13 protein-coding genes are annotated in these 18,427 nt (G+C 50.8%); 11 read left to right on the top strand and 2 right to left on the bottom strand.

Annotated elements, in window-relative coordinates; genetic code table 11:
- Nucleotides 1-30 precede the first annotated feature (30 nt).
- Genes AB5542_RS01790 through AB5542_RS01740 form a run of 11 tightly spaced genes read left to right on the top strand, consistent with a single transcriptional unit; the run spans nucleotide 31 to nucleotide 16,345 of the window.
- Nucleotides 31-3,435, top strand: coding sequence for a SusC/RagA family TonB-linked outer membrane protein (locus AB5542_RS01790; RefSeq protein ID WP_279039477.1), 3,405 nt, complete (start codon nucleotides 31-33; stop codon nucleotides 3,433-3,435).
- 22 nt (nucleotides 3,436-3,457) lie between these two features.
- Nucleotides 3,458-5,035 carry a RagB/SusD family nutrient uptake outer membrane protein gene (locus tag AB5542_RS01785; RefSeq protein WP_340279502.1) on the top strand — a complete coding sequence of 526 codons (1,578 nt, stop codon included), beginning with the start codon at nucleotides 3,458-3,460 and terminating at the stop codon, nucleotides 5,033-5,035.
- Between the two features lie 44 nt (nucleotides 5,036-5,079).
- On the top strand, nucleotides 5,080-5,745 hold the full coding sequence (locus AB5542_RS01780; protein ID WP_270544278.1) for a DUF4843 domain-containing protein: 666 nt from the start codon (nucleotides 5,080-5,082) through the stop codon (nucleotides 5,743-5,745).
- A 24-nt stretch (nucleotides 5,746-5,769) separates the two neighbouring features.
- Nucleotides 5,770-7,446 (top strand): PKD-like family lipoprotein, encoded by a 1,677-nt coding sequence (locus AB5542_RS01775; protein ID WP_279039476.1) that lies wholly within the window; start codon nucleotides 5,770-5,772, stop codon nucleotides 7,444-7,446.
- Nucleotides 7,447-7,449: 3 nt separating this feature from the next.
- Nucleotides 7,450-8,571 (top strand): TlpA family protein disulfide reductase, encoded by a 1,122-nt coding sequence (locus tag AB5542_RS01770; RefSeq protein WP_270544274.1) that lies wholly within the window; start codon nucleotides 7,450-7,452, stop codon nucleotides 8,569-8,571.
- Nucleotides 8,572-8,607: 36 nt separating this feature from the next.
- Complete coding sequence (locus AB5542_RS01765; protein ID WP_279039474.1) at nucleotides 8,608-10,464, top strand: FG-GAP-like repeat-containing protein; 1,857 nt, start codon at nucleotides 8,608-8,610, stop codon at nucleotides 10,462-10,464.
- Between the two features lie 11 nt (nucleotides 10,465-10,475).
- The gene (locus AB5542_RS01760; RefSeq protein WP_270544271.1) at nucleotides 10,476-12,275 is read left to right on the top strand and encodes an FG-GAP-like repeat-containing protein; all 1,800 of its coding nucleotides are present in this window, start codon (nucleotides 10,476-10,478) and stop codon (nucleotides 12,273-12,275) included.
- 27 nt (nucleotides 12,276-12,302) lie between these two features.
- Nucleotides 12,303-13,355: a TlpA disulfide reductase family protein gene (locus AB5542_RS01755; protein ID WP_279039471.1), complete on the top strand. Its 1,053-nt coding sequence runs from the start codon at nucleotides 12,303-12,305 to the stop codon at nucleotides 13,353-13,355.
- Nucleotides 13,356-13,367: 12 nt separating this feature from the next.
- Nucleotides 13,368-14,453 (top strand): TlpA family protein disulfide reductase, encoded by a 1,086-nt coding sequence (locus AB5542_RS01750; protein WP_279039469.1) that lies wholly within the window; start codon nucleotides 13,368-13,370, stop codon nucleotides 14,451-14,453.
- A gap of 8 nt (nucleotides 14,454-14,461) precedes the next feature.
- A complete protein-coding gene (locus AB5542_RS01745) occupies nucleotides 14,462-15,241 on the top strand; it encodes a TlpA family protein disulfide reductase (RefSeq protein ID WP_279039468.1) in 780 nt (259 codons plus the stop codon).
- 15 nt (nucleotides 15,242-15,256) lie between these two features.
- Nucleotides 15,257-16,345: a TlpA disulfide reductase family protein gene (locus AB5542_RS01740; RefSeq protein WP_195666869.1), complete on the top strand. Its 1,089-nt coding sequence runs from the start codon at nucleotides 15,257-15,259 to the stop codon at nucleotides 16,343-16,345.
- Nucleotides 16,346-16,637: 292 nt separating this feature from the next.
- Here the strand turns inward: AB5542_RS01740 and AB5542_RS01735 are convergent, their stop codons facing one another.
- Together AB5542_RS01735 and AB5542_RS01730 are read right to left on the bottom strand one after the other, a co-directional pair.
- On the bottom strand, nucleotides 16,638-17,048 hold the full coding sequence (locus tag AB5542_RS01735) for an acyl-CoA thioesterase (protein ID WP_195666870.1): 411 nt from the start codon (nucleotides 17,046-17,048) through the stop codon (nucleotides 16,638-16,640).
- A gap of 26 nt (nucleotides 17,049-17,074) precedes the next feature.
- Nucleotides 17,075-18,343: an ATP-binding protein gene (locus AB5542_RS01730; protein ID WP_195666871.1), complete on the bottom strand. Its 1,269-nt coding sequence runs from the start codon at nucleotides 18,341-18,343 to the stop codon at nucleotides 17,075-17,077.
- Between the last annotated feature and the right edge of the window lie 84 nt (nucleotides 18,344-18,427).

Raw genomic sequence — 18,427 nt, 5'->3', positions numbered from 1 at the left:
AATACTAGACACAAATTTATGGGAAATTTTATGAAAAAACTAACACGGACGCATAAATCTTTGTTTTTGCGTATGCTGTCGATACTATTGACGTGTATCGCGGTGATTTCAGTAAGCCCGTCAGGGGCTTTCGGTCAGGCGGTGGAGAAGAGAATCACGATCGATTTAAAAAACACTTCCGTCCGGCAAATTATTTACGAGTTGCGTAAGCAAAGCGGTATGAATTTCATGTTCGAGGATTCTCAGATTGATAAGATGGCGCCTAGGACATTGCAGTTGAAAAACGTTTCTATTGAAAAGGCGTTGGACGAGTTGCTGAAGGACACGGAGTACACGTACAAGATCACGGGAAATAGTGTGGCGATTGTGCGTAAGGTGGAGAACAAGCAAGTGGCGGGACATACCGTGTCGGGTGTGGTTACGGACAAGAATGGTGATCCTCTGGTTGGGGTAACTATTGTTATCAAAGGGACTTACCGGGGAACGACGACGAATATAGATGGGAAATATTCTTTGGCGGGAATCCCGGCTGATGCCACGTTGATTTTTACTTTTATCGGGATGGATAGCCGGGAAGTCGCAATTGAGGGACGCACGGTGGTTGATGTACAGATGAAGGAGACAGCCACGGAGATTGAGGGGGTGGTGGTTACGGGTATGTTCACCCGCCGGGCGGAGAGCTTCACCGGGTCGTCCACGACGTTCAAGCAGGAGGAGTTAAAAGCGGTGGGCAACCAAAACCTGCTGAAAAGTCTTAGTGTATTGGATCCTTCTTTTCAGATTGCCGAAAACCTGGAAATGGGTTCCAACCCGAACTCCCTGCCCAACATTCAATTGCGCGGAGAGACCTCGTTCAACGTTCAGGGGGATTACGAAGGAAACGCCAATCAGCCGCTGTTCATTCTTGACGGATTCGAAACGACGCTGGAAAAGGTGTTCGATCTCGACATGAACCGCGTGGAGAGCATCACCTTGCTGAAAGATGCGGCCGCCAAAGCCATCTACGGTTCCAAAGCCGGTAACGGCGTCGTGGTTATCCAGACCATCCGGCCAAAAAGCGGAGAGGTGCGCATTACCTATAACGGCGACGTGAATATTCAGGCTCCCGACCTGAAGGACTACAACCTGATGAATGCGCAGGAGAAATTCGACTGGGAAATCGCCCATCACAAATATGACAACTGGCAGGCGATGAACAGTGTGCAAGGGGCGGACAATCTTTACAAATCGGTGTACGACGCCATTGCCAGCGGGGTGGATACCTATTGGCTTGCCAAGCCCTTGCGGGTTGGCGTGGGACAGAAACATTCGCTCTCGTTAGAAGGCGGCGACGAACGCATTCGTTACATCCTCAGTGCTTCGTACAACGACGTGAAGGGCGTCATGAAAGGCTCGGACCGCAGCACCTTCAACATCAACAACACGCTTTCCTATACTTACAAGAACATAATATTCCGGAACCAAATGGACTATTCGCGCAACGTTGCCAACGAATCGCCCTACGGGTTGTTCAGCGAATACATCGGATTGGAGCCCTATTTCGCTCCGTACGACAGCGACGGCAAGTTGAAAAAACTGTTGGGGCAGGAGTGTGCCAACGACTATTATCCGGTGTATAACCCTCTGTACAACGCTTCGCTCAACACCAAAAACCGGTCGGCATACACCGCTTTTACGGAGAATTTCGAAATGGACTGGCACATCAACGGACAGTTCCGCCTGACGGCACAATTTTCGTACAGTCGTACCGAAGAGAGCAGCGACGTGTTCTATCCTTCTGGGCATACGATGTTTATCGACTACGATGCCAACGGGATCGGCGACCGGAAAGGGCGCTATACCAAAACAGACGGTTACTCCAACAAGCTTTCCGCCCAGGCGGGGTTGAACTACAACCAGTCTTTCGGCAGGCACTTCCTTTTTTTCAATGGCACGTGGAACCTGCAAACCGTCGAAAGCGGTTCGACCACTACGGTAGCGGAAGGTTTCGGTAACGACAGCATGGACGACATTTCCATGGCAACCTCTTATTTCCACGACAGCCGTCCCGGTGGAAGTGACAGCAAGACACGGGAAATTGGTATTATCGGTGCATTCAACTACTCGTTTGACGACCGCTACCTATTCGACGCCTCTTTCCGCGCTTCGGGTTCTTCCGTCTACGGTTCGGACAACCACTGGGGAAATTTCTGGTCGCTTGGTGCCGGCTGGAACATCCACAAAGAGCATTTTATCCCCAAAAACTGGAAAATATCAATGTTGAAACTGCGCTATTCGTTGGGATACACCGGTACCCAGAATTTCAATCCCTATCAGGCACGCGCCAAATACCAATACGGCAACCAGTACTACGACGGTCGTTTGGGTACCACGATTTTAGGTATCCCGAACACCAAGCTGAAATGGCAGAAAATCTACGACAACAACTTCGGAATCGACATTGCCTGGAACAACGTTATCAGCGCACGTGCGGAATACTACATCCAGAACACAGATAACATGCTGACGGACATCACGCTGCCCGCCTCTACGGGTTTCAACACCTATAAGGAGAATATGGGTAAAATCGAAAACAAGGGGTACGAAATCTCCCTGAGCATCACCCCTTGGCGCAACAACAAAGACCGGGCTTGGTTGACCCTGACGGCTTCCGCTTACCACAATAAGAATACCATCAAGAAAATCTACGACATCTTCAAGAAGAGCAACGACGATGCCGACGACAAACTGAATGCCGGCAAGCCGAATTCAGGCAATTTGACCGCCGAAGAGATTGCCGCCTGGAAGACCCAGACCACCCGGCCGGCGACGAAATACTACGAAGGCTGTTCCATGACCGCTATCTGGGGCGTTCGTTCTCTGGGTATCGACCCGATGAGCGGGAAGGAAATGTTCCTAGACAAAGACGGCAACCTGACCTATACCTGGAGTTCCGACGACCAGGTAGTCATCGGCGACAGCAATCCCAAATTGCGTGGTACGGTGGGACTGAGTGCCGGTTGGAAAGGCTTCACGCTGAGCATGACAGCTTCCTACAAATTAGGCGGCGACCTCTACAACTCCACCTTGATTGAACGCGTGGAGAACGTCACCGGTTTCGGCAACCTCGACAAGCGCGTGGCGCAAACCTGGACGAAGCCCGGCGACCATGCTCCTTACAAACTGATCGAGATGCGGCAGAATCCGAACGATTCAGGCGAGACAACGCGGCCGACTTCCCGTTTCGTACAGAAAAACAATGAACTGTACTTCTCCTCGGTGAACTTCGGTTATGATTTCTACCGGATGAAGTTCGTGAAGAAAATCGGCCTGGAACGGTTGAAACTCACCTTCTACGCCGACGAAATTGCCCGTCTCTCCACAGTGAAAATCGAACGCGGGACAAGCTACCCGTTTGCCCGGACTTTTTCCCTCTCGCTGAATGCTACATTCTGATGAACGATTAAATAAAAGAATTATGAACAAATATATGATAAAACTGATATTGGCGGTGTTGGGCGGCAGCCTGTTCTGTTGTTCGTGCAACGACTGGCTGGACGTGGAGCCGAACACCGAAATGGACCGCAACGACCTCTTCAAGGACGAGGCGGGATTTGCCGATGCCATGAGCGGCGTGTATGGCAACATGACCGACAATAACCTGTACGGCAAAAACTTGACCTGGTACATGCTCGAACTGATGGGTGGGGGAGCCACGTACACTTTTGGAAATAACGGTAACTTTGCAGGATATTATTTTCACAAAAATAGTTCGTATTACATGGAATCGCTGAAATTGAGCGACGTGGATCCCATTTGGAACAAAATCTACAACACCATAGCCAACCTCAACTCGCTGCTGGCGTGCATCGACGACAAGCAGAACGTGTTCGGCGGTGACGACTACGCCGTCTTCAAGGGGGAGGCATTGGGGTTGCGGGCGTTCCTGCACTTCGACCTCCTGCGCCTTTTTGGCGAAGCGGGTGCGGTGAACCCCGACCACGAGTGCATCCCGTACGTCGGCAAACTGACTTCCGAAGTACACCCACTCCTGACGGTGAAACAGTGCAGCGAATGCATCCTCGCCGACCTGAAAGAAGCCAGGAAATTGCTGGAAGCCGACCCGATGTACACCGATGCGACTCCCTCTTCTTTCGTATGTAGTGCGGTAACAGGCAACAGTTCCTACCGTACCCGGTACGGCATCCGGGACTGGCATAATCGGCGCTTCCATTTCAACTATTATGCGGCGGTAGCCACCATGGCGCGCGTCTATCTCTGGATGGGCAATAAAGAGGAGGCCTTGGCTTGTGCCAAAGAGGTTATTGCCGTGCAGGAAACCGTTTTCCCTTGGGTCAACTCCACATTGGTGCAAAGTGCGAACATTGAAAATACCGATAAATATGGATGCAAAGACCCGACGTTTTGCACCGAACAGATTTTTGCCCTGAACATCACCGACCTGCACGACCGCATGGACGGCTACATGCTCGAGGGAGAATATGCTTTTCAGGGTCAATATGGCAATCTTCTCGCCATCAATACCGCCGATGCTTTCGAGCCGGCTACTCAGGCGTTGGATCCCCGCTATGCCTACCTGAAAAAAGCATATTCCATGTACGGAAATGAATTTATGCTTTCCACTAAATATTACAAACGCGAAAGCGAATCGCCTTGGGCTGCCGACCGTCTGCCGCTGATGCGCGTGTCGGAAATGTATTACATCGCCGCCGAGTGCGAGTCCGACTGGCAGGAGGGTGTCAAGCATTTGGAAACCGTACGCAGCCACCGCGGACTTTCTTCCGCTCCGTTGAGGTGCGGCAGCAAGGACGACCTGCAAAACGAAATCGAAAAGGAATACCGCAAGGAGTTCATAGCAGAGGGCCAGTTGTTCTACTACTTCAAACGGCTGAACAAGTCCGTCACGATCAAAAGCCCGATGAGCGGCTCGAAGACCATCGAACCGAATTGCTTCACCTTAGACCGTCCGGATGATGAAAACACCTACGGCGGACGCAACAAAGACAATGAACAAACTAAAAAAGACAAGAAATGAAAAATTGGATTTATACGGCAATGCTCTGCCTGACAACAGTAGCATTGGGCGCTTGCTCCGAAGAAGAAGCCGAACTTTGGACGGAGAAAGGATTTGTTTGGTTTTCGGCTGAAAATACTGATTTCTCTTTCAAACAGTTGCCCGACGTTGGTTACGGACAGACGGCCTTGGCGGCCCTCCCCTTCACTGTAGCCACCACGATGGAAAATTGCGACCGGACAGTCAACGTGGAAGTGATCCGCCAACCGAAAGACAGCCGCACCAAATACGAGATTCAAACCCCGGTGGTGCTTCGTGCTAATCGCACATCGGATACCCTGTGGGTGCGCATTACCAATAGCGAACACCTGGAAACCACGCCCGACACGGTGGGTTTTCGCTTTGTTGCCTCGGAGGATTTCAATCCGGGCTTGAAAGACAATGTCGCTACCAACCTTTGTTTGTACAACGGTTATGTACGTCCGGATTGGTGGGATGAAGACGGTTGGAGCAAAATGGGTTATTTCACCCAACTCAAAATGGAGGTGTTTGTCAAAGTGACCGGAGGAACGGAAGATCCGAGGGGAGAGGAAGGATCATGGAACGGCATTGCCGTCACCTACCTGCTGGTTCAACTTAACGATTACATCGAGGCCAACGACATCCGTTATCCGGCCGATGACCAGAACGCCCCGAATCAACGTCCCGTTTTTGACAGGGTAAAGTATTAAAATTCAATCATTAAAAGAATTGTTATGATAAAAAGAAAATATATACTGACAGCCGTTGCCGCCTGCTTGATGCTGGCGGGGTGCTATGACGACCGGAACGGCCACGACTACGATACGGTCATGCCCGATGTGGAAATGACCATTCCCGAAACGGCATATAGTGCGGGCATCGGTTCAGTCATCTCCATTACGCCGGACGTGAAGACCTCCATTCCCGAAACGGACCTGCAATACAAGTGGGAAGTGAGGGGGGAGATGTTCAATGAACATGGAAGGGAAGCCTTTCTGCCTTTGGTGTCCGCTGAAGAGCAAGGCAAGGAACTGAGATACACCTGCCACCTCGACACCAACATCACTGCGCTCAACAAAAGCTACACCTGCCGTCTCCATGCCAAACAATTGAGCACCGGCCGCAACTTCTATTCCACGAACACCTTCACCATCACCATCGCCGGCATCACGGGCCTGCTGGTGCTGCACGGTGATGACGCCTCGAGCGATATCGGCATTTTGGAAGCGGAAGAGTTTACCCCCTCCGCCAACTCCCTGCCGGCTTCTCCCTCCGCCGTCACCGACATGTATTCGAAAACCAACGGTGGACGCAAATTGCAGGGAAAAGGCGAAACCGTCGTGCAGAGCATTTCGAGCAATCTGTATAATGACGAAACTAAAAAACGTTGCCGCATTTATGCCAAAACGGTGCGGGAAGTCGCTCTGCTCAACAAGGACGATTTCTCTTACTACGGCGACTGGAACAGCCTGTTTTACCTCAGCGGAGACCGACAAGAACACAAAGGACAGCCGGAAGGTTATATCATCGCGGAGCAGGACGTGTTTGCCTTCGACGGAGGCATCGTCTTTTGGATGCAACAATCCAACCAATATCCTTTCCTTTTCCCGACCCTCGGTGAAAATGACGCGTGTGCGGACGGCAATTGCTTTACCTATGCACCCCAATTTGAAGAGGTGGCAACGAGCGGCATCCAAAAGTTGATGTATGCCACCACCGTGAACGGACAGACTCGAAAAGGCTTTCTCGGGATCACCCAGACTTATAGTTTCAATCCTAAGTACGTGAAATTATTGGATACCAAAGCAGACAACGTTAAATTCAATCCCGGCGATATGAAAGCCGATTTGGTCGTGATGCGCACCGATAACAGGGAGCATGTTAGGGCTGTACTGAAAGGCGAGGCCGATCATCCTACCGCTGCCGGACAATTCTTTGCCGTTGATCTGTGGCCCAATGCTCCCGCTAAAGGAGAGAGCGCTTATGTTGATGTACCGCAATACTTTTACGCCCTAGAAAACACTTTGACCGGCTTTAGCGACGCTATCGCCTTTGAATTCGGAGAATCGAAAAACATGTGCTATTATGCCACCCGGGATGCCGTTTACCATTACGGCCTCGACGGCAGCGAGGTCTCCCCGTTCGGTCAATTGGGCAAGACGGACGGGGCGGTGCTGGACTTCGGCAGCGAGATCACCCTGATGAAACTGCTTGCCTCGCCGAACGTCACAACACGCAACGATAAACCGGTCTTGCTCGTTGCCACCTGGGCTTCCGGCAAATCTGCTCTTTGGGCTTTGCACTTAGACATCATGACAGGCAAAGTGTTAAAAGCGGTGAAATACGACGAAACCAATGTAGACGGCTGGGCGTTCGGACGCATTGCCGATGTTAACATCAAAGGATTATAGGGTATGAAAAAATTTTCTTCATTTTTTTTCTTCATGATAGCAGCATGGACGGTTTCTTCCGTCCATGCCCAAAACTACGAAGCACTGAACCACTACATGGCGAAATACGGGCAAGGCTGGAGTACCAGCTACAACGAACAAACTGGAAATGGCGAGTGGACAAAAGAGGAACAGGTGGGCCATATTTTGCCGGAATTCCGGTTGAACAAACAACTCAACAGTCGGTCGTTGCGGGGTAGATTCGTTGTGCTGAACTTTTGGGCGACGTGGTGTGGCGGTTGCCGTCTTTTGTCGTGTGATATCGATTCGCTGATGAAACTCCGTCCCACAGCCTGGGAAGGAGTGCAGGTCATTGGGGTCGATGCGCACGAAACCTTAGTCGACAAAGGCTATAAAGCGGAAGAATGGTGGAAGAGTAAAGGCATTGGCTTCCCGACTGTGGGAGGTAAACTCGCCGACGCTTGCGCTGATGTCTCTCACGGACACCATCCGACGGTGCTGGTGGTTGACGGGCACGGCATTGTCCGCGGCAGGTGGGACGGCTGGAATCCGACCACTGCGCTGAACATCGAGCTGGCGCTTTGGGCGCTGAAAACCGTCCCCGAACAGAACATCCGTGCCGATCGGCCGACCGTCGAGACGTTGATGCAACAAAAGGAATATCGCAAAGCACTCTATCTGATGGAGATGATTCCCGACGCACCGGACAACTCTGCTCTCCGCTACGAGTGCATGTTGCGGAGCGGTGAAGAACGGTACGCCGCAGAATATTTCGAAACCTTGCGGGCAAAATATGCCGATCGGCAAGACGACTGGCGTCCCGCCAAAGCATACGTCGAAATCATGCAACCCATTGCGGAATGCGTGTATGCAAGCGGCACGACGAACTTGGACATCCTGAAAAACGGGATTGACGCATTCCGTACGCTGTCGTCTGCGGGCCTGGGCCACGTTGCGCTATACGAGAAAGCGGCCGAACTGCGGATGAAATACGCCGAAGCTTATAAAAAAACGGCCGTCAGCATGTTGAAAACCGCGTTGCAATACGTCGACCGCATCGAAAACGAACAGCAAAAAGCAGCCGAAACGGCGCGTCTGAAAAAACTGATTGAACAATATCGATAACACATGAAATCCATACGAACATTAATTCTAAGCTCCATGCTGGCGGCGTGGGGCACGCTCTCGGCATCCGCCCAAACGGATCGGTTGCCAGACATTCGGTTACCTTTCCCACCGGACAGCACACAATTGGAGGTGCGGACGACAAACCTCCCGGACATCAAGGAACTGCACTACCCGACAATCGATGGCGCCCCCGTTTTGAAACAGCCGGTGCGTATCGATGGTTCTCGACGTGAAATCCGTACGGAGGAACACGGCCTGGCCTACCCGACGCTCTTCGACTGGAACCGAGACGGCAAGCCCGACCTTCTGGTGGGCGAATTCCTCACGGGACAGTCGCGTATCAAAGTATACCTGAACACCGGCTCCGCCAAGAAACCCAAATTCACGGGCGAATGGTTTTACGCCACAGACGTCAACGGCGATGTCATCTCCAACTACCAATGGTGTTGCATCGGCATCCACCCGCAAATCGTTGACGTCAATGGCGACGGATACCCGGACATTTTTTCGGGCCAATACTACCCTGGTGTTGTCACTTGGTGGAAAGGCGGGGAAAAGGGTTTCGAGCCGGGACGGCAGATTCCGCAATTGGGCTATCAGGACGGCAAGGAATTTACGGTTGGCAGCGATGAACCGGAATGGTCGCCCGACTCTTGGTACTACTGGAACTATTCGTCGGCACGCTTGGCAGACTTCAACGGCGACGGGCTACCCGACCTCTTCGTGGGCGGCTGCGGCGGCTATCGCGTGGCGCTGAACATCGGCACAAAAGGCGAACCGCGTTTTGGACGCCGGGAGTTTCTCTTCCACGTGGATGGTACTATCCTCCACACCCGCCGTAAAGCGGGCATGCACATCGCCAACGGCTTGGACTTCCACATCACGGACGCTTGCTCGCAGACGGCGCATTGCTATCTGAACCCCGTCGACTGGGACGGAGACGGCGTATTGGACATCATTGCCACCGACGAGTACACCCGGCCCGGCGAGTATGGCGTTTACTTCTTTCGCGGTGTACGTACCGACGATGGCCTCCGTTTCGAACAGGCGCGGCCGCTTTTCCTGGCTACGGACGGGACGAAGGCCTTACCGGGTTGTACGCCCCATATCCAGGTGGTGGACTGGAATGGCGACGGTGTGCAGGACATCCTCATGGGGCTCTCCATCCCCACGATTAACGGTTTTGAAGGAGCTACCGATATCTACTGGCAATGGATTCATGACCTGGGCTTACAGTCTCCGGGCAAGGACGCCGGCGAGGCTCTCCAGTACTACGGCACTACCGAAGAGTTTCACGCCAAATTGAAAGAACAGGAGTTTTTGAAACGGTACCTCATCGGCAAATTAGACGACTGGAAATATGCCACCCTGCGTCACCGTGGCTTCGTTTTTCTCTTCGAAGGGCAAGCGAACAAACAAAGGGCCGTGGCCATCCCGATGAAGGCGGAACCCTGCGAGTTTGAATACGACAAGCCCGCTGCCAAAGAAATGAAATTGCCGAAAATCGAGCGGAAACCGGTATCATGCCATGCCTATATTCGCCATGATGACGGACAATGGAACGTGTGTATAAAAATGAATACCACTGGAAACTACCACCTCTATACCGACAATCGGATGAACGAAGACAAAGAGCCGGTCATTGTTGAAATCACACTGCCCGAAGGCATCCGGAAAGAAGGCGAGCTGAAACGTCCGCCGATTGTCCTGTACGGTGCCAACGAGGTGTACGACGGAAAACAACTGACTTTCATCCAAAAGCTTGAGGTCGAGCCCGGTCTGACCGGCACCTGCGAGGTGAAAGTGAAAGTGAGCTGGCAAACCTGCAGCGACGAGACCTGCCTGCCACCGGAGACATACGAAGAGACTTGCGAAATCGAACTACCCTAAAAACCGATACCATGATTAAACTGAAAACAAGAATATTGACCCTCATTTTTTTGTCAGGAGGCATGGCTTTCGGACAAAAGACCAATTCTGCGGAAGACCCCATCCGCACCGTCGGGATGCCCGTTATGAAAGAGATTGTCAACACACCGATTCCCGGTGCGCCGCTGCTTTCGAAACCGCAACTGATTACAGGGACGAAACAGGATATACGCACCGAAAAACACGGACTGGTCTATCCCGCCCTATTCGACTGGAACCGTGACGGTAAACCCGATCTACTGTTAGGCGATTTCGCCACCGGAGAAACCGGCTCGTTCGTGAAAGTCTACCTTAACGAGGGCAGCGCCAAACGTCCCCGCTTTTCCGGGAAATATTTCTGGGCGACGGACACGCAAGGCGACACCGTTTCCAATTACCAGTGGTGCTGTATCGGGCTCCATCCGCGGATATTCGACCTCGATGGCGACGGATGGCCCGACATGCTCTCTGGACAGTATAACCCCGGTAAAATCTCTTGGTGGAGAGGCTCTGCAGAGGGCTTTCTGCCACGGCAATTCGTACCGCAAGAGGGCGAACCCGAAGGGAGGGGCTCCGCTGTGGATCCGGACAATCCGAATTGCGAACAGTATTGGGTATACACCACCGTACAGTTTGCCGATTTCAATGAAGACGGGCTACCCGACCTTTTCGTGGGCGGCTGCGGCGGCCTGCGTGTGGCCCTAAATACTGGCACACGCCAACACCCCCGCTTCGGGCTGCGCGAACACCTTCGCTACACGGACGGTTCCAACCTCTCCGTTGACGAGGACAATGCCCAACGGGGACGTTTCAAGACCTACATCACCCCGACAGACTGGAACGGCGACGGCGTGACGGATCTGCTCGTAACCCACGAATACAACAGTAAAGGTGATTCGCCCGTGCTGTTTTATGAGGGTGTGAACACCGATAAGGGACTGCGTTTCCGCAAACCGAAACCCCTCTTCACTGCTGCCGACGGCGGTAAAGTATTTCCCGGCTGCCAGCCTATGATATGCGTGGCGGACTATAACGGCGACGGCGTGAACGACCTGCTGGTGGGTATGTCGATACCGACAGTCAACGGCTACGAGGTGGACGACTCCATCGCCTGGGGATGGATACAAGACTTCGCTATCAACATGCCGGGCAAAGACGCCGGCGAGGTTACCGAAATCAAAGGTATCGAAGGCATGAAGCAAGTGCTGGAGCAACCTGGGATGCGGAGTTATTACCTGGGACGATTGAAAGAATACAAATACCTCACGCTCCGCCACCGCGGTTACGTCTACGTGATGTACGGCAAAAAGAATCCGGTCAGGGCCGCTGTTTCGGTAATGGAAAAGGCAAGCGACCCAGTCTCGGTGACCCGATCGTTCGAAGGTAGCCGGGCAGATAATGCCGTCACCTACCGGCTGGAACATCCCGACACCATCCATACAGGAGGCATGTACAGCATGAACGTGATTCTCTCCTTCAAGAAAGGATGGCACGGTTATACGGACAGTAAAGCCAACGAGGCCCTCGGCATGGTCCCGACCAAAGTGGATATCCGCTTCCCCGAAGATATTCAGGCAACCAACCTGGAACTTCCCGCTAAAACCTATACGGGTGCGACGCTCTATACGGGCGAAAACAAGTTCAGCCGAAGTTTCATGTTTTTTGAACCCGGGCGGACGGAAATTCCGGTAGAGATCGTCATCAGCTATCAGGTGTGCGACGACCAGATGTGCCTGCCTCCCGAGGAGCACGTCATCAAGGTCAATATCCCCGTTACTTTCAAAAAACGATAATCATCTTTATAACACCATAAAACCAATATGAAAAGAACAATATTCATCCTATTCCTTGCCCTGACGGCCATGAACCTGAGGGCACAAACAAACATGTCGCTGAGCGGCGAAGGCGTCACACTGAAAGAAGGCGAAAAACTCTACCTCTATGCCGGCGAACGCACGCCGAGCGATTCGGCTTTCGTGAAAGGCGGCAAATTCCGCTTTGCCCTGAAAGGCATAAAACCCCGCGAATGCAGCCTTATGCGGGCGGATGATCCACAATATGCCAATATGCTGCTCTACCTGGACAATTGCCCCTCCTACGTGAAAATCGGTGCAGGCACTTATAAAAGTTTCAATAACACCTTTATGGAAGCTGAAGTGGCGGGCAACCCCACTCACCTCGAGGTTCAGGAGGTGAACGACATGATTTTCAAAAACACCGACAATAGCAAAAATCCCATGGATTCGCCCGAATTTATTGCCAAGCTGAAAGAGGCCTGCGGGCGTGCGGATATGGCGGCGGCATACGTGCTCTCCAAATATGCCTCCGTCGCTTCCCATGCCGGTATCATTTCCGAGGTGAAAGCCTGCTACGATCGTATGCCCGAAGCGGTGAAAGCTTCCATCCCCGGCAAAGACCTGGGTGAACAGATACAGAAATACCTGAACGTTTCCGTGGGCTACGAGGCGAAGGACTTCACCCTCAGTATGCCAGAAGGTAAGGTGGTCAGCCTGAAAGAATACGTCAAAGGCAAAAAAATCGTACTTCTTGACTTCTGGGCATCGTGGTGCGCCCCCTGCCGGAAGGAAGGCGAGAATGTGAAAGCCATCTACGCCGACTTCAAGGACAAGGGGTTCGACGTGTTGGGCATCTCTCTAGACACCGATAAGGCCAAATGGCAGAAAGCCATCGAGGAGGAAGGCTACGAATGGGTGCAGGTCAGCGATCTGCTGGGCTTCAAATCGCCGATATACAAACAGTATGACATCAACGGCATTCCCGCTCTTTTCCTGCTGGATGGTAATGGCAAAATCATCGCCACCGGTCTGCGGGGCGACGACATGCGGAAGAAAGTGGCGGAATACTGCAAATGAAACGATAGACTGATGAAAAGATTATTATTACTTGTCCTCATCGGGTGGTTCGGAGGGACCGAATTGTATGCCCAGGACTACGAACGTCTCTATAAATTTCTTGACCAATACGGTTCCAACTGGAACCATGGCTACCGTAAAGAAGCAGCTGATGGTCGGTCGGAATTGGTGAACCAACTGGGTACGCCCGCACCTCGCTATACCTTTAGCAAAGAGCTGAACAGCAAAACGATGAAAGGCAAATTTGTCATCATGAATTTCTGGTCCACCTGGTGCGGCGGCTGCCGAGCCTTGTGCATGGCTCTGGATTCTCTGATGGTGAAACACAGCAACGACTATCGGGACGTGCAAATCATTGGCGTGAACTACAAAGAGACCCTGGCAGACAAAGGCTATAAAGCCAAAGAATGGTGGAAACAGAAAGCTTTCGGCTATCCCACCACCGATGACAACAAAGGCGTGGACGAATTCAGCACCACCGTGCAGGCCGGTCACCCCACGATGATGCTTATCGACGATAAAGGCATCATCCGTGGACGCTGGGATGCTTGGTCGCCCGGCACGGCAGACAATGCCGCGTTGGCGGTGTGGGTGTTGAAAATCGTACCGGAACAGGGGTTGACCCTCGACTTCGGCATGGCACGTCGCTGTATGGAGGAAAAGCAATACCTGCGGGCCCTCTACGTGCTCTGCGGGTTGGACGAAACGGCGGAAATCCGCCTGATGAAACTGGAGGCGCTGCTGCATATCTCTTCCTATCAAGGCGGAACTTTACTCGCCCAAATGGTGGAGGAAGCCAAAGAATCGAAAGATTATGACACCTTGCTGGAGATCGCCGAAATCGTGGAACGCAATGAAGAGCTTTATTCCGCCTACTGCAAAATCGGCCTGGATGCCGCAACCGTCTATAACAATTACAGCCGGAAAGGAAACGACGAAACACTCCTGCTCGGTTGCAAATTGAAGTATCGTTACGGCAAACAGATGCAGGAGGAAGTCCTTCGCACGTGCGACCAAAATATTCGCATCCATGAAATGAACGGGAAAGAGGAGGATAAAGTGGAATTTTGGAAAAAAGCAAAGGCAAATTTACAATAAAAACGGATATGAAAAAATTGATATTCATGATACTATTGGGCTGTTCCGTGGGCCTCTCTGCGCAGAACGTGGCGGACAAAGCACGGCAGGATAAAGCGGTACAGTCACTTGAAGCCCGTTATGCCGCAAGCACTCCGAGTGCCTTGCGCAATGACAAGACATTCGTGGCCGATATGCGGGCGGTCATCGCCCGGGCAGACGCTAGTGCACTCTACGTGGTGGACAAATACGCCACGTTCGCTTACGTGGTGGGATTGAAAGACTGCATCGAAAAGGCGTTGGCAGCCATGTCCGCTGCCTTGAAAAAAACGGAGGAAGGTCTTCGGGTGCAAAGTCTCTGTTATAGCATACGCGAAATGAACGTCGGCGACCGGGTACCCGATTTTACTCTCCCCACGCCTAACGGCAAGGAGGTGAACTTCTATAGTTTCCTGAAAGGCAAAAAATGCGTCATCCTCGACTTTTGGGCATCGTGGTGCGTCTGGTGCCGTAAGGAAAGCCCCAACGTCCGGAAAGTGTTCGATACCTACAAGGCGAAAGGCGTGGACGTCATCAGCGTATCGTTCGACACCAACCGTGACCAATGGGTGAAAGCCATCGCCGAGGATGATACTCCCTGGACGCAGGTGTCCGATTTGAAAAGCACCGACGAAGGGTACCTGTATAAATGGTACGGCCTGCAAGGCATCCCCGCCATCTTCCTCATTGACGCACAAGGGCGTATCATCGCAAAAGGTATGCGTGGCGCTGCCATCGAAGAGAACGTGAAGAAATTCCTCAACAAATAACAAAGGCATTCAGATATGAAGAAAAAATTACTTATTGCCTGCGGGGCGGCCTGTCTGCTCACCTCCTGCGCAACGACACCCGAAAAACAATTTACCCTCACCGGCGACGTGGAAGGTCTGGGCAATACCCGCATCTACATCGAGCACGGCAGGACGGCAGACAGCGTAGAAACCATCAACGGGCATTTCGAATACTGGGGCGGTACTCTTGACGAGCCGAATTACATCAAGGTCAGGAGTGCCGACAATCAATGGGGTTGCATGTTCTGGGCGGAAAACTCCCCCATCCGCATCTCCTGCGATCAAAACGGGAAAGGAGAAGTTACCGGCTCCCAGACCGAAGATGAATACCAGACCTACCGGGCACACATGGCTTCGGTGTGGATGGAACAGCAAGCCGTGTTGAAAAAATCCACGGAAGCAGATATAAATGGCAAAACAGAAGAAGCCGAACGACTGGAGCAAGAACTCGAACAATTGAAGTGGAAGGCTGATACCGTGTTCATGGCATTTGCTCGGAAATACCCCCGGAGCCACGTGAGCTTCAACCACGTGTATAACAAACGAATCATGGACAAATACCGCTTCGACCGTCTCAACGGTTTGCTGGCATGCCTGGACACCACCGCTTTCCGGGGCTCATACTGGAAAAACTTCAAGGAAGTATATGCCAAAGACCAACGCATGCAGCCGGACCAGCCGTTCCCGTCGTTCTCCTTCCCGGACATATTCGACACCCCTGTATCACTTGATGACTATAAAGGAAAATACCTGATCCTGACCATCGGCAGTTGCGGACTGGCAGACTACAGGAGCTACCTTCCCACAAAGAAGGAATTGTACGGGAAGTACCGTGAGAAAGGCTTGGAAATCGTAGACATCCTGCTCGAAAAAAACAAGGACTACATGCTGAAAACCATCGCCAACAACGGCATCGAATGGAACCTGATTTCCGACTACAAATATTGGAGCAGCCCCATCGTCCGCGATTGGGCCATCGACCACATCTGCCAGCATTTCCTGATTGATCGGCAAGGGACCATCATCGCCCGCGACTTCTCGCCGGAGGAATTGCAAAGCCAGGTAAACCAATTGTTTGAATAAAAAGTCCTTTTGTATATAATAGTGAAAGCGAAACGTACAATTTTCACTGTTTTTTCACCCCATCAAAGCAAAGGCATTTAATTACTGTTCAAGCGGTAATTAAATGCCTTTTGACCATCTGCAAAAGCGCAGAAAAAGAGGTGTGGTTGAAAGGTATTCAAGAGGAAGGGTATAAATGGGTGCGGGCGAGTGATTTGCTGGGGTTCAAATCTCCCGTGTGTAAGGCGTACGATGTTAACGGTATTCCTACATTGTTTTTGCTGGACGGAGAGGGGAATTCGTGTTCTTATTTTTATTTCTTTTCAACTTTGTTGATGAAGATGGTTTCGAATAGTTCTCCACGGGTAAGTTTACCGTTTTGCAGGCAAATGGCCTCGATTCTTCCTTTGGCGCATAGAATGTTTTCGGGGAGCTTGTAGATGTCCTCGAAGAACACTAGCTTGATGCCTTCTCTCTGGTAAGCGACTTGGACGACAAAGCGGTCGCTGCCGCGAAGGGAGTGTTTGTAGGAAATGTCGATGCGGGAGACCATCACGTCGATGCCTTGGTCGTGCAGGGCGGAAAAGCTGGTTCCGGTGGTTTCCAGGAATTCGTGACGGGCGTGTTCCATGTAGTGTTGATAGTTGGAATTATTGACCACACCTTGCAGGTCACATTCGTAGTCCCGTACTTTCATCTCTATTTCAAATGCGTAATCTTTCATGGTAATAGATTTATACGTTTTTCAGGTTATTTTTCTAGCGCCCATTCCCAGAGTGGCATGACACGAATATCATCTACTTGTTCTTTCTGATTATAAGTGATGAGAGTCTTTGTTCTTACTGGTATTTGTGGCACGGAAAATCCCCTAAATTCACGTGTCTTATTATTGTCGGTTAATTCATAGCAGACTTGGAAAGCATGGATATCCCCATCCTTTTGTGCCAAGAAATCACATTCTCCTTTTCCGTTGTCAAATGAAATATTTTGATACCCTTTATTTACCAATTCATTATAAACGAGATTCTCGAAGAATTTACCACTATCCGGAGAAAAACGGGACGTGTTGGCTTGCATCAGTCCATTGTCGATACAATAACACTTGTGGTCAGAACGTTTTGTTTCTTTTAACGAAAACGAGAAATTTCTTATGTCAGAACATATATAACTGTTACATAAATAATTAATATAGCTGCCCATTGTATTTTCGTTGCTACCAAGCGATTTGCCTAGTTGCTGGAGAGAAAACCGATTACCAACGTTTTGCAAAAGATAATTTACACTTTTGTAAAACAGATAGGGTTCACGTATAGAATTATAAATGATACAGTCTTTCTGCACGATAGATTCGAAATAGCTACGTAACAATTCTGCTTTTGTATGATCTTCCATCTTACGTAAAATGATTTCAGGAAATGTACCGTTTTTTATCATGGCACTGGTAAGGCGTAAAACTTGAGGAATTGCTTGATAGCCATCGAAAGACGAGTTTACCCCAATTGTTGCGAGGCATTCGGTAACGCTAAATGGACGGATCTCATTTGCGAAATATCTTCCCGATAGCATGGAAGAAAAACGATTTTGTAAAAGGTTCGAGTTCGATCCCGTGATGTAAATTTTGTTGAATGTCTGGGTGTCATAAATTGTCTTTACAAATACTTCCCAGTTTTTTACTTGCTGGATTTCATCCAAAAAGAGGTATTGAACTTTGGTTCCCGTTAATTGTTCTGCGGTTTCTATTACTCGGCGTAGTCGCTGTACATCATCCCAAAGAGGAATGAAGACCGGGGCATCTAAGTTGATATTCAAAATTGATTTGGCGTTAACGCCAGAGGCGAGTAGGTCATTCATCAGTAGTTTGAAGAGGCTGGATTTGCCACATCTGCGCACACCGGTAAGTATCTGAATGTGCGGTAATGTTTGTTTGTCGAGCAAATTTTTCATCATTGTTCTATCCGCAAGTTCTTTAAAGGATTTTCCTGTCCATTGCGGATTTTGTTGCATTAATGTTTTTTCCATACTCCTTGGCGTTGGGTCAAATTTCTATGCGTAAAGGTAAGATGTTTTTTTGATTTTACGAAATATAATTAGGTAAAAACGAGA

The organism is Butyricimonas sp. RTP31003st1_G1_RTP31003_210430 (genome assembly GCF_040920905.1).
Taxonomy (GTDB): Bacteria; Bacteroidota; Bacteroidia; order Bacteroidales; family Marinifilaceae; genus Butyricimonas; species Butyricimonas paravirosa.
The sequence above is the reverse complement of the archived record's forward strand: the minus strand, read 5'-3'. Positions and strand labels throughout refer to the sequence as shown.